Origin of the sequence: Mesorhizobium sp. WSM3626, from assembly GCF_000513935.1 — a bacterium.
Taxonomy (GTDB): Bacteria; Pseudomonadota; Alphaproteobacteria; order Rhizobiales; family Rhizobiaceae; genus Mesorhizobium; species Mesorhizobium salmacidum.
The window spans coordinates 13,043-25,452 of sequence record NZ_AZUY01000002.1; the positions used below are offsets into that span (position 1 = coordinate 13,043).

11 protein-coding genes are annotated in these 12,410 nt (G+C 65.0%); 8 read left to right on the top strand and 3 right to left on the bottom strand.

The features are described from left to right. Positions 1-68: 68 nt before the first annotated feature. From M653_RS0101720 to M653_RS0101760, 8 genes are all read left to right on the top strand, one after another. Complete coding sequence (locus tag M653_RS0101720) at positions 69-1,409, top strand: murein hydrolase activator EnvC (RefSeq protein ID WP_027141728.1); 1,341 nt, start codon at positions 69-71, stop codon at positions 1,407-1,409. 1 nt (position 1,410) lies between these two features. After that, positions 1,411-2,742, top strand: a complete 1,332-nt coding sequence (locus M653_RS0101725) for a S41 family peptidase (RefSeq protein WP_027141729.1) — start codon at positions 1,411-1,413, stop codon at positions 2,740-2,742. 188 nt (positions 2,743-2,930) lie between these two features. Beyond that, on the top strand, positions 2,931-4,112 hold the full coding sequence (locus M653_RS0101730) for a divergent polysaccharide deacetylase family protein (RefSeq protein WP_027141730.1): 1,182 nt from the start codon (positions 2,931-2,933) through the stop codon (positions 4,110-4,112). A 154-nt stretch (positions 4,113-4,266) separates the two neighbouring features. Further along, the gene (locus M653_RS0101735) at positions 4,267-4,782 is read left to right on the top strand and encodes an RNA pyrophosphohydrolase (protein WP_027141731.1); all 516 of its coding nucleotides are present in this window, start codon (positions 4,267-4,269) and stop codon (positions 4,780-4,782) included. 92 nt (positions 4,783-4,874) lie between these two features. After that, complete coding sequence (alr, locus tag M653_RS0101740; RefSeq protein WP_027141732.1) at positions 4,875-6,014, top strand: alanine racemase; 1,140 nt, start codon at positions 4,875-4,877, stop codon at positions 6,012-6,014. A 275-nt stretch (positions 6,015-6,289) separates the two neighbouring features. Then, positions 6,290-6,709, top strand: a complete 420-nt coding sequence (gene rnk, locus M653_RS0101750) for a nucleoside diphosphate kinase regulator (RefSeq protein ID WP_027141734.1) — start codon at positions 6,290-6,292, stop codon at positions 6,707-6,709. A gap of 14 nt (positions 6,710-6,723) precedes the next feature. After that, on the top strand, positions 6,724-7,269 hold the full coding sequence (locus tag M653_RS0101755) for a GreA/GreB family elongation factor (protein ID WP_027141735.1): 546 nt from the start codon (positions 6,724-6,726) through the stop codon (positions 7,267-7,269). Between the two features lie 113 nt (positions 7,270-7,382). Then, positions 7,383-8,639 (top strand): D-amino acid dehydrogenase, encoded by a 1,257-nt coding sequence (locus M653_RS0101760; protein WP_027141736.1) that lies wholly within the window; start codon positions 7,383-7,385, stop codon positions 8,637-8,639. An 88-nt stretch (positions 8,640-8,727) separates the two neighbouring features. Here the strand turns inward: M653_RS0101760 and M653_RS0101765 are convergent, their stop codons facing one another. The 3 genes from M653_RS0101765 to M653_RS0101775 all read right to left on the bottom strand — a co-directional run bounded on the left by M653_RS0101765 (position 8,728) and on the right by M653_RS0101775 (position 12,342). Continuing rightward, entirely contained in the window at positions 8,728-10,881 is a 2,154-nt protein-coding gene (locus M653_RS0101765) for a phosphatidylserine/phosphatidylglycerophosphate/cardiolipin synthase family protein (RefSeq protein WP_027141737.1), read from the bottom strand. Further along, positions 10,878-11,321, bottom strand: a complete 444-nt coding sequence (locus tag M653_RS0101770; protein WP_027141738.1) for a hypothetical protein — start codon at positions 11,319-11,321, stop codon at positions 10,878-10,880. The genes M653_RS0101765 and M653_RS0101770 overlap by 4 nt, the downstream gene beginning before the upstream one ends. A 139-nt stretch (positions 11,322-11,460) precedes the next feature. After that, positions 11,461-12,342: a LysR family transcriptional regulator gene (locus tag M653_RS0101775; protein WP_027141739.1), complete on the bottom strand. Its 882-nt coding sequence runs from the start codon at positions 12,340-12,342 to the stop codon at positions 11,461-11,463. Positions 12,343-12,410: the final 68 nt, after the last annotated feature.

A 12,410-nucleotide genomic window follows, 5' to 3' on the forward strand; every position in this document is an offset into this window, starting at 1 on the left:
CCTTTGGGCGACAGGCGCTAACATGGTTGATGATTCGTTAACGAAGCCGCGGATAGAATCGATCGCGAATGTCTGAAGGCTGGAAATCGACGACGGGCTCATCGACCGGGAGCTCCTGGCGCGCGCGCTGCGGTATCGCGGCGGCGGCGGTGCTTCTGTCGCTCCATGCGGTGCGGGCCGAGAACACGCTCGACATGGCGCCCGATCCGGACCAGAGCCGCGCCGAATACGAGCAGGTTTCCAAGGAAATAACGCTGTCGTCGGAACGGCTGGCGAAGCTCGCCGCCGATATCGCCACGGTCAAGAAGGACCACGCCTCGATCACCGCCGCGCTCATTCAGTCGGCGATGACCGAACAGAAGCTTGGCCAGGACATCGAGGACATCGGGGCCAAGCTGGAAGGGCTGAAGGGCCAGCAACAGAAGATCCGCGCTTCACTGGCGGCGCGGCGCGACGTGCTGGCCGAAGTGCTGGGCGCCCTGCAGCGCATGGGGCTCAATCCGCCGCCGGCGATCCTGGTCAAGCCGGAGGACGCGCTGTCGTCGGTGCGCAGCGCCATCCTGCTCGGCGCCGTGGTGCCGGAATTGCGCCAGCAGACCGATGCGCTGCTGGCCGACCTTAAGGAGCAGACCCGGGTGACGGCGTCGATCGAGGCCGAGCGGACGCGGCTGACGGCAGCGGTCGGCGACCAGGCGGCGGAGAAGAAGCGGCTCGGCATGCTGCTGGAGGCCAAGCAGAAGCTCGAGGCCGACACGAAGGCGCAGATGGCGGCCGAACAGCAGCGTTCCGAGCAGTTGGCGGCCAAGGCCAGCAGCCTGAAGGATCTGATCGCTTCGCTCGAAGCGCAGGCCGACAAGAACCGCAAGGCCGCGGATGCCGCGAAGGCAGCCGATGCGGCAAAGGCCGAGCCCGGTGGCGACCAGACAGCATCGCTGCCGGTTCCCGAAGGCAACAGGTTGACCGCGGCGACGCCTTTCTCGGCACTGCAGGGACAGATCGCCTTGCCGGTCACCGGCCGCATCAAACGCCGGTTCGGCGCCGACGACGGTAACGGCGCCTTGATGCTTGGGGACATGGTTGCGACACAATCGGGAGCCATCGTTACCGCGCTGGCGGATGGGAATGTGCTTTATGCGGGGCCGTTTCGCTCCTATGGTCAGCTCTTGATCCTCAATGCCGGCGACGGTTATCATGTCGTCCTGGCTGGGATGAGCAGAATCAGCGTCGCGACTGGCCAGTCAGTGCTCGCAGGAGAGCCGGTCGGTGCGATGGGAGAAGCCCGGGTGGCAAGCACCTCGGTTTCGAAGAATGGAAATGCCACGCCGGAACTCTATGTCGAGTTCCGCAAGGATGGAAAACCCGTCGATCCGGCCCCATGGTGGGCGGACCGTTTTTCTGGAAGGACGTGAAATGATGCGGAAACTGTCGCTTCTGATTGCCGGTGCGCTGATGGGCGCCTCCGCCATGAGCCTTGTCTATGGCGCACCCGGCTCGGCGGCGAACGCTGCAGGGTCGGAGACCTACAAGCAACTGGCGATCTTCGGCGACATTTTCGAGCGGGTGCGGGCGCAGTATGTGACCCCGCCCGACGACAAGTCGCTGGTCGAGAACGCCATCAACGGCATGCTTTCCTCGCTAGACCCGCATTCCTCCTACATGAACGCCGAGCAGGCGCAGGACATGCGCGTGCAGACCAAGGGCGAGTTCGGGGGCCTCGGCATCGAGGTCACCATGGAGAACGACCTGGTCAAGGTGATCACGCCGATCGACGACACGCCGGCTGCCAAGGCGGGCGTGCTGGCCGGCGACTATATCGCCAAGATCGACGGCGAGGAGGTTCGCGGCCTGACGCTCAACGACGCGGTCGACAAGATGCGCGGCCTGGTCAACACGCCGATCAAGCTCACCATCCTGCGCCAGGGCGCCGACAAGCCGATCGAGCTGACGGTGGTGCGCGACATCATCAAGGTCAAGGCGGTCAAGTTCCGGGTCGAGAACGACATCGGCTACATGAAGATCACCTCCTTCACCGAAAAGACCTATGACGACCTCGAGAACGCCATCGACACCATCAAGAAGCAGGTGCCGGACGACAAGCTCAAGGGCTATGTGCTCGACCTGCGCCTCAATCCGGGCGGCCTGCTCGACCAGGCGGTGAGCGTGTCGGATGCCTTCCTGAAGCGCGGCGAGATCGTCTCGACGCGCGGCCGCGATCCGAAGGACGTCACCCGCTTCGACGCCAAGCCGAAGCAGACCGACGACATCAACGGCAAGCCAATGATCGTGCTCGTCAATGGCGGCTCGGCCAGCGCTTCGGAAATCGTCGCCGGCGCGCTGCAGGACCTGCGCCGCGTCACGGTGGTCGGCACGCAGTCCTTCGGCAAGGGTTCGGTGCAGACCATCATCCCGCTCGGCGAGAATGGCGCGCTCAGGCTGACGACGGCGCTCTATTACACGCCGTCGGGCAAATCGATCCAGGGCAAGGGCATCACGCCAGACATCAAGGTAGACCAGCCGCTGCCGCCGGAACTGCAGGGCAGGGACCTGACGCGCGGCGAATCCGATCTCAAGGGCCATATCAAGGGTGCCGACGAGAGCAAGACCGGCTCCGGTTCCGCAGCCTATGTGCCGCCGGATCCGAAGAACGACCTGCAGCTCATCTATGCCGAGCAGCTGCTGCGCGGCCAGAAGACCGATCCGTCCTTCCCGCCCAATCCGGAAAAGGCCGTGCTCAACCAGTAAGACCGGCAACCGGTCTGGCCGGTTGAACGAAGCAATGCGATGCTGCCGGGACCGACAGGTTCCGGCAGTTTGATTCGGGGGCAGGACCAGGCCTCCATATACGGCGCCAGACGGGCGCCAGGATTGATGATTTCGTGCATCTGTTGCCGAAGGAGGTCGTCTTCGGAACCGTGCACCGGGGACAGGGCTTGGCTGATATCGGCAAGGACATCGAACGCCCGCTTGGACAGACTGTCCGGGCGCCGCGTGCCGCCGGCAAGATCAGCGTAGGCGTGATCGCGGCGAGCGCGGTCGTGCTGGCCGTGGTCGGCGTCTCGGCCGCGATCGCGCTCAGGGAAAAGCCGTTTCGAAAACCGCAGGAAGTCGCCGTTTCGACGCCGAAAGTGACTGCGGCGGCCGAGCCGACCGCGTCGTCTCCCGCATTGGCCCCGGCGGCGACGCCAAAAGTGGAGACGCCGGCGAAGACGGGCGGTCCGCAGATCATCCATGTGCAGACGGAAGAAGGCGATGGCCCACCCAAGGCGGCAATCGTCATTCGCGATCCGTCGACCGTCGGCCAGAACCTCAAGATCGCGCATATTCCCGACAGGGCGCTGATAGAAACCAGTGAAACCGGACCCTTGCCGATGCGCTCCGCCGATGGCCGGCGGCCGTTCGACGTTTATGCGCGCCCATGGTCCGGCACACGCGGCGCACGTGTGGCAATCGTCATCGGCGGGCTCGCGGTTTCACAGACCGGCACCCAGGCGGCCATTGCCAAGCTGCCGGCGGAAGTGACGCTGGCCTTCGCGCCACAGGGCAACAGCATCGGCCGCTGGATGCAGGCAGCGAGGCAGAGCGGCCATGAGATCGTCATGCAGGTGCCGCTCGAACCGTTCGACTATCCCAACGTCAACCCCGGCCGCAACACGCTGACGGTGGCGGCGACCCCCGACGAGAATCTGAAAAACCTGCACTGGGCGCTGTCGCGGACGACGAACTATACCGGCGTCATGAACTATATGGGCGCGCGGTTTTCCTCCGACGCGGCGGCGATGCAGCCGTTCATGGCCGAGCTCGGCAAAAGGGGCCTCGCCTATATCGACGATGGCTCGTCGGCGCGCAGCCTGGCGCCAGACGTGGCGCTGAAGGATGGCGTGCCTTTCGTCGCCGGCGACACGGTGATCGACGCGGTGCAGGATCGCGGTGCCATCCTGAAGAAGCTCGACAGTCTCGAAGCGACCGCGCGTGCCAAGGGCACGGCCGTCGGCATCGGCTCGGCTTTCGACCTGACGGTCGACACGGTGTCGTCATGGGTGGCCGAGGCCAAGAAGCGCGGCATCGAGATCGTGCCGATTTCAGCGGTGGCCGTCGATCCACAAAAAGGCTAACAGCCGTCTTGATAATTCCACTCCGGCGGGCATCTGGCGGCGCTTTCCGCGCTTCCGGTGCTCGCGTACTTTAAGTACGCTCCGCTCCGGTTCTCGAAATCACTCGCCACCTGCCTCACCAGAGCGAATTCTCAAAACGGCTGGAACCTCACCTATGGCCAAAAAAGTCGACCGCGAAACGCTGCCCTATCGCCCCTGTGTCGGGTTGATGATCCTCAATGGCGAGGGGCTGGTCTGGGTCGGGCATCGCATTGCCGAACCCGACAGCGAATTCGCCGGTACCACGCAGCTCTGGCAGATGCCGCAAGGCGGCATCGACATGGGCGAGGAGCCGCTGCAGGCGGCGGAGCGGGAGCTCTATGAGGAAACCGGCATGCGCAGCGTCTCGATGCTGGCCGAAGCGCCGGACTGGATCAACTACGATCTGCCGGACCACCTCGTCGGCATCGCCTTCAAGGGCAGGTATCGCGGCCAGACGCAAAAATGGTTCGCCTTCCGCTTCCATGGCGATGCCAGCGAGATCCGGATCAACCCGCCGCCGGGCGGCCACACCGCCGAATTCGACAAGTGGTCGTGGCGGCCGATGCAGGACCTTCCCGACCTTATCGTGCCGTTCAAGCGTCAGGTCTATGAAGATGTGGTGGCGGCGTTCCGGCATCTGGTTCCCTAGTATGTCGCGCGCCGGCCGTGGTTCGAGGGCCGCTGTTGCCGTGCCGGCCCCGCGGTCCTATTGATATCTTATCCGCTATAAGGAGGGTCGCCATGAACGACGCCCCCACAAGATTGCTGGCCGATGATGGCGCTGCCGTAAGCGAGGCGGCGGCCGGGGCCATTCTCACCATCGATCTCAGTGCGATCCGCGAAAACCACCGGCGGCTGAAGGCAAGGCTGGGCGGCGTCCGCTGCGCCGGCGTGGTCAAGGCCGACGGCTACGGTCTCGGTGCGAGCCAAGTGGCATGGGCGCTGGCGGAAGAAGGCTGCGACGTCTTCTTCGTCGCGCTGCTGGCCGAAGGCATCGCGCTCCGGAAGGCGATCGGGGCCGGATCTGAGATCCACGTGCTGAACGGACTGCCGCCGGGCTCCGAGCCGGAAGCGGTCGCGTCCGATCTCTGCGCGGTCGTCAACAGTGGCGCGCAGTTGAAAGCCTGGCGCGCGGCGGCAAATCGCGTTGGCCGAAAACTTCCGGCCGCCATCCAGGTCGACAGCGGCATGTCGCGGCTTGGCATGGCACCAGCCGAAGTCGAGGCGATGGCCGGTGATGCCACCGCGTTTGACGGCATCGACGTCAGATATGTGATGAGCCACCTGGCCTGCGCCGACGAGCCGCGCCATCCCGCCAATGAACAGCAGCGGCTGGCGTTCGAGCGGCTGCGCGCGATGCTGCCCGAGGCGCCCGCCTCGCTCGCCAATTCCTCCGGCATCTTTCTCGGGCCGTCCTACCATTATGATCTCGCCCGCCCTGGCGCCGCGCTCTACGGCATCAATCCGACGCCTGCCGAACCCAACCCGATGCTGCCGGTGGTGCGGCTGCAGGCCAAGGTGGCGCAGACGCGCAGCGTCGAACGGGGCACCGGCATCGGCTATGGCCACACCCATCATGCGGAAGGGCCGCTCAGCCTGGCGACCATCTCGTTCGGCTATGCGGATGGCTGGTTGCGGCGGTCAGCGTCGGCCGCCTGGTTCGAGGGGGCGCGCCTGCCCTTCCTCGGGCGCGTGTCGATGGATTCGATCATTCTCGACATTTCCGCCCTGCCGCCCGGCAAGCTTCGCGAAGGGGATCTCGTCGAACTGCTCGGCCCTTCGCAAAGCGTCGACGACGCCGCCGGCCATGCCGGCACCATCGGCTACGAAATCCTGGCCAGTCTCGGCACGCGCTTCCACCGGCGCTATGTCGGCGGTTGAGCGGTTTGGCCGCGCTTGACAAGCGGACGCCTGTCGGCAAGGTTCGGCGCATGAGCAACCTCGCTTATATCAGAACCTTGTTCAGGGTTTGCCCGATCGCGGGATCGTAGCCCCGGCGCGGCCGCCTTCCGGCGTTCGTCCGTCCCGGGGCATCCATACATCCACCCATCGCCATCAAGCCGCATCGCTTTCCGCGGCTGCCGGCTTTCATCAGGCCGCCGTCAGCGCGGCGGCAAGCGCGCATCTGTCCGATGCGCCGATCCATGAGGTTTGCCATGCAACATGCAACGGGACTGCGTCCATCCGCCCAAATTCTGATCAGCGACACCGACCACGACAGGTTGACCGGTCTGGCGAGCACCGTGCTCGACCGCGCGCCCGAGACGGCTGAAGAGTTGCTCGCGGAGTTGGACCGGGCGGTGATCACGGAAGCGGAGGCAATGCCGGCCGACGTAGTGCGAATGGGATCGACGGTCACGGTTCGCGGCGAAAGCGGTGATATCAAGCACATCACGCTGGTCTATCCAGGCGACGCCGATATTGCCGAAAACCGGATCTCGGTGCTGACGCCGATGGGAACGGCGCTGGTCGGCGCTAGCATCGGGCAGGTGGTGTGCTGGAGCGGTCGAGGCGGCCGCAAACTGTCGGTGACCGTGGAGGCCGTCGATACGCCCGTCGGCGGCGGCGAGTACTGATCGTGGAGGCGGTGATGAAAAACGGAAACTGCCGGCTGACGACGAAGGATTTCGCCGTCCTGGAAGTGATGCTTGAGCGCCGACGGGCCTTCGCGGATCCGATGGGCCGGATGATCGAAGAAAAGCTTTCCAATGCCGGCGTCGTGCCCATCGACTCGATCGAAGCCGATATCGTGACGCTGAACAGCCGGGCGGTGTTTTGCGTCGATGCCGGTGTGGCCGAGACGCGCACCCTGGTGCAGAGCGAAATGCGTGAACCAGTCGGCTCCAGCCTGTCGGTGACAACCAGGCGCGGGTTGTGCATGCTTGGCATGGCGCAAGGCCAGACGGCTTCGCTCGAGCATCCCGACGGCAGGCGCGAATCGATCCGGATCAAGGCGGTGCTCTATCAGCCGGAAGCCGCGCGGCGGGCAGCCCGGGAAAGAGCCGCCGCTGGCGGACCGCGGCCGCACGGACTGACCCTCGTGTACAGCGCCGACGCTTCCATCCGGCCTCTTGGCGGGACGGCAGGAATGCGGCAGACAGAGAGAGATGACGACCCCGGTCCATCGGCGGCGTGAAAGCCATGGCGCAAGGTCGCGACGATCGGAATCGATATTCGCCGGCGACCGTGTGCAAATCGCAGTGCGGCCGTGTCCATCGGCATGAAGGACATGGCGTAAGGAGTGAATGAATGAAGATCATGGTGTTGGGCAGTGGCGTCATCGGGGTGACCACAGCCTATTATCTCGCCGAGGCTGGCCATGAGGTGACGGTGATCGACCGCCAGAAAGGCCCGGCGCTGGAGACCAGCTTTGCCAATGCCGGCGAGATTTCGCCCGGCTATGCTTCGCCCTGGGCCGGCCCCGGCATTCCGCTCAAGGCGATCAAGTGGCTTTTGATGAAGCATGGCCCGCTGGTGGTGCGGCCGGCCTTCGACCCGCATATGTGGACCTGGCTGGTCAAGATGCTGCGCAACTGCACCGCCGAGCGCTACGCCATCAACAAATCGCGCATGGTGCCGCTGGCGGAATACAGTCGCGACACGCTGAAGGCGCTACGCGAAGCAACGGGCATTGCCTATGACGAGCGGACCCAGGGCACGCTGCAGCTGTTTCGCACGCAAAAGCAGCTCGACGGCACGTCAGGCGATGTCGAGGTGCTGAAGAAATATGGCGTGCCCTATGAGATCCTCGATCCGAACGGCTGTATCGCGGCCGAGCCGGCGCTGGCCGGTGTGCGCGACAAGTTCGTCGGCGGGTTGAGGCTGCCGCATGACGAGACCGGCGACTGCAAGATGTTCACCGACAGGCTGACCGAGCTCTGCGTGGCGCGCGGCGTCAAGTTCGAATACGACGTGACGATCTGGCGTGTCATCCGCAGCCGCAACCGCGTCGCCAATCTCAGCACGAGCAAGGGTTTCAAGACCGCCGATGCCTATGTGATGGCGCTGGGCAGCTACTCGGCGGGCCTCATGCGGCGGATGAAGCGGCCGATCCCGGTCTATCCGGTCAAGGGCTATTCGATCACCGTGCCGATCAAGGACGCCGCCGCCGCACCGGTGTCGACGGTGATGGACGAAACCTACAAGGTCGCAATCACCCGGCTCGGCGACCGCATCCGCGTCGGCGGCACGGCCGAGATTTCCGGCTTCGATCTCAGGCTGCACGAATCGCGGCGCCGAACCCTCGAACACTCGGTCGGCGATCTCTTTCCCGGCGCCGGCGCCACGCGCGAGGCGACGTTCTGGTGCGGGCTGCGGCCGATGACGCCGGACGGACCGCCGCTGATCGGCCGCACCGAACTGTCGAACCTCTTTCTCAACACCGGCCATGGCACGCTCGGCTGGACCATGGCCTGCGGCTCGGCCAAGGTGCTGGCCGACATCATGTCGAACCGGGTACCCGACATCGACGTGCGTGCCCTGGCGCAGGAGCGCTATCTGAAATAGCTGCCCGCGCGTCTGGCCGACGCGCTTTGTTCTTTGCTTTGATGCATGTCGTTGCCCCAAAACCGGAGCCACTTTTGGGCGACATGCATCAGAACGCCTGCCTGACCCACGCCTCGTCGAACAGCAGCCGGTAGGCCCACGGGATCGTCACCTTGGTGGAAACCGGGTTCGAGTGGGCGAGATAGTCGTCGTAGACCGGCTTCATCCTGGCGTAGAAGGCGGGGTCGAGCACCATCATGCCGTTCTCCGAATCGTGGAAGAAGCTGCGGTTGTTGAGGTTGACCGAGGAAATGGCGACCAGCCTTTCGTCGATCATCATGATCTTGGAATGCAGCACCACGTCAGGCGCCTTGAACTCGCGGATGTCGATGCGGTCGCCATATTTTTCGACGAACAGCTTGTTCAGCGCGGTAAGGAACTTGCCGCCGATGTCACCCTTGAGGTCGATGCGGCCGACAATGTCGATCCTGACGCCGCGGGCGAGTGCCCGGTCAAAGGCCTCGGCGAGGCTGGGGGTCAAATTGAGGTAAGGGTTGACGATCTGGATACGGTGCTGGGCGGCATCGACAAGCTCGACGAAATAGGCCTCCAGCGCATGATCATCCTCATAGGGCACCGAGATGAAATGCCGGGCATTGCCTTGGGGGTGACCATCTTCGTGGACCGGGACAGAGAAGGGGCGCGCCAGGTTGGTGTCGGCGTCGCGCAGCCATATCGTCGACAGATGCGCGGCCAGCGTCTCGACCGTCGCCCGGTCGGCGAACTCGATGTCGAAGTCGCTCCAGTTCGAATAGTAGTTCAGCGAAAATCCGTCGGTCTTGCCATATTGCTCGAGGTCCGGATAGCGCGACAGGTCGATGGGCTGGTGGAACAGGAAGCCGTCATGGATGTTGCGGCCGCCGATGATGACGCGCGAACGCGCGGGGTCCTGCGCCAGCGTCGCCAGCATCTTGATATGATGGACCTTGTGCAATTGTGAAATCTGCTCGTCGATCGGCGCGCCGTGGTCCGCCTGCCAGCGATATTCCTGCAGCTCGACATTGGGGAATTCGGCCGCCAGGCGGTGCAGCATGGCGTCGTCCTTGTCGCGTTCCAGCACGTCGGTGATCATGATGCGCACCTTGGAGCCAAGCGCTGCATGATGGCGGATCAATCGTTCGATGATACGGCCGGAAAAGTCCGCCTTGAACTCGAGCGAGGACAGATAGATCAGCTTCAGCGTTGGCGCCTTCGAGAAATCGAGCGGCAGTTCGGGGTCACCCTTGTCTATTGTCGCATCGGACAGCGGCGCGCCCATCAGCGCCTCGACCTTGGCGTTGAAGCCGTCGCGCGACTTGCGCAGCAGCCTGGGCTCGCCGATCGGCATGGCGCAGGTCTGCGACAGCCAGCGGCTGGCATAGAAAGCGCGCTCGAGGGCGTCGATGTCGGCGCCGCTGGGGACCGGGCAGCGCTGGTAGCGGCTGTCCAAGCTGGCGAGCGCCGGATCGGCGGTCTCTTCGCGCCGGATGGTGAGGAGCGCGCCGGTGGGCGCAAGGCTGGAGCGGATCCTTGCCGTGCACCGGTTCAGGCTGTCACCCGGAAACAGGCTGACCGTGTCGTCCTCGCCCGACAGGCGAAAGCCGAATGCCGCGCCGGCGGCAATGATCCGTGAGGTTCCCGCGGCGCGGATCGCCAATGCACCGTCGCAAGTGCCCTCAATGTCGGCCGGCTGCTTGCCCACCTGGCGCACGACGATCTCGGTGCTGCGCGCCTGCAGGCCGGAGAAATCGAAGGTCTTGGTCGCCGACGGCCGCGCCGCCGCATCGATGTAGAGCGTCTGCCGCGACACCCGCCAGCGGCCGTCGAAATGGCCGTCGCCGCTGCCTATGCCGGCCGGCGGCAGATGCGCCTTGGCGATCGGTCCGGCCAGTTGCCGGAGCCTCGAATACGTCGCCTGGAAATCGCGGCTCTGAACATCGCGTCGGTTGCGGCCGAAGGGGCCGGTGCCGTTGGCACGGTCCATGGCACCGAGCTGGTTGTTGGCAAGCAGCGTCAGGAACCGTCGTTCGTAGTCGCTGTCGCCGGTATCTCCGAAAAACTGCGCCGCCGCGACCTGTGCCCCGGGCGTGCTGGCCGACAGCGAGGGCCGCGCGCAAGCCTCCTGTCCCGCCAGGAGGTCGCAGGCATTGCCGCCTGCGTCGGCACAGCCGGCAAGGGCGGCCAGTCCGAACAGGACGAGGATGACGGCCGTGCGGACGTTCACCCGGCGGCTCCGGCCTTCATGGCGCTCAACTGCGCCGGGTCGCGCGGCGGCATGAAACCTTGCGGAAAAACCTTGCAGACAGGGATGGTGAAGGTGGCAATCAGCAGTTCCGCCTCGCTGCGCATCTTGCGGGGCGCCGTCTTGTCGTCGCGGATTACGCTCGCCGAGGCAACCAGGGCGCCATCGCAGTCGCAATGGTTGCGGCGGGCGATGTAGCAGGCGTCATGGGTTCGGCAAACGGCGTCGAGGCGGTCGACCGGCCGGGCCGACAGATCGCCGGTGCGGGTGCCGGGACCGCAGTAATTGCCGATGACGAAAGGCGAGGGGCGCGCCATGACGTAGCGGATCGGTTTGGGCAATTCGGCTTCCGGCACTTTTGTCCATGGGTTGGCGCATGCGGAGACGAACAGCAGCGGCGGGATGGCAAGAACGGCTCGCATGTCTATCCGCGCCAGCTTTCTGAAAGATTTTCCCACCCCACACCCCCATGGCCGGCGACCGGTGATGCCACACTGTGCGGTTTTGTGGCAAGGAAAAGGCGGCGTGTGGAAACCTGGCTGTTTTGCCGTGACGGCGTTTCTAAAGGAAGAGGCCCCGCTCGCGCTCCACCGCCTTGATGATGAAGCTGGCGACGATCTGGACGCGGCGCAGCGGCCTGACCGATTCGTGATAGACCAGCCAGTAGGCGCGGCGGATAGGCGCGACGACATCGACGGCCACCAACTCCGGCATCGAGCGGGCGACGAAGGTGTGCAGGATGCCGATGCCGGCGCCCGAGCGTACGGCTTCGGCCTGGCCGAGTGCCGAGGAGATGGCGAAGCTGGTGCGCCAGTCCGCGCTGAATTCTGCGGCATAGTCGAGCGAAGGGCTGACGATGAGATCCGGCACATAGCCGATCAGTGTGTGCTGGCCGAGTTCGGCGGCGGTTTGGGGCAAGCCATGGGCTTCGGCGTAGGCGCGGGAGGCGAACAGGCCGAGCGAATAGTCGACCAATTTTCCCGCCACCAGCCGGCCTTCGGTCGGCCGTTCGACGGTGATCGCGATATCGGCTTCGCGCCGCGACAGCGAGAAGGAGCGCGGCACCGGCACGAGCTGGATGGTGAGTTCGCGGTGAAGGGCGGTGAGTTCGCCCAGCCGCTTGGCCAGGAAGGCGACGCCGAAGCCGTCGGGTGCGCCGATGCGCACGGTGCCGGACACGTCATCTCCTTCGCCTGATATGGTCGAGCGCGCGGCGATCATGTCGCCTTCCATGCGCTCGGCGATATCGAGGAAGCGCTCGCCGGCCGGCGTCAGCTCGCTGCCGGTGGTCAGCCGGCGAAAGAGTTTCGTCCTCAGTGCTTCCTCAAGGGCCGCGATGCGGCGCGAGACGGTGGCATGGTTGAGCTCCAGCCGGCGCGCGGCGCCAAGAATCTGGCCGGCACGCGCCACGGCGAGGAAGATGCGGACGTCATCCCAGTTCATGGGGATGCTCCGGCGGGCAATCGTCAACGGCGAGGTCCACAGAATCCAATATAACCATGCAGTGATGT

Bases quoted from the DNA above. Each gene is read 5' to 3' on its own strand.
- M653_RS0101720 (WP_027141728.1), top strand. From the start codon at position 69: ATGTCTGAAGGCTGGAAATCGACGACGGGCTCATCGACCGGGAGCTCC.
- alr (WP_027141732.1), top strand. From the start codon at position 4,875: ATGAACGACGCCCCCACAAGATTGCTGGCCGATGATGGCGCTGCCGTA.
- M653_RS0101760 (WP_027141736.1), top strand. From the start codon at position 7,383: ATGAAGATCATGGTGTTGGGCAGTGGCGTCATCGGGGTGACCACAGCC.
- M653_RS0101770 (WP_027141738.1), bottom strand. From the start codon at position 11,321: ATGCGAGCCGTTCTTGCCATCCCGCCGCTGCTGTTCGTCTCCGCATGC.
- M653_RS0101725 (WP_027141729.1), top strand. From the start codon at position 1,411: ATGATGCGGAAACTGTCGCTTCTGATTGCCGGTGCGCTGATGGGCGCC.
- M653_RS0101755 (WP_027141735.1), top strand. From the start codon at position 6,724: ATGAAAAACGGAAACTGCCGGCTGACGACGAAGGATTTCGCCGTCCTG.
- rnk (WP_027141734.1), top strand. From the start codon at position 6,290: ATGCAACATGCAACGGGACTGCGTCCATCCGCCCAAATTCTGATCAGC.
- M653_RS0101775 (WP_027141739.1), bottom strand. From the start codon at position 12,342: ATGAACTGGGATGACGTCCGCATCTTCCTCGCCGTGGCGCGTGCCGGC.
- M653_RS0101735 (WP_027141731.1), top strand. From the start codon at position 4,267: ATGGCCAAAAAAGTCGACCGCGAAACGCTGCCCTATCGCCCCTGTGTC.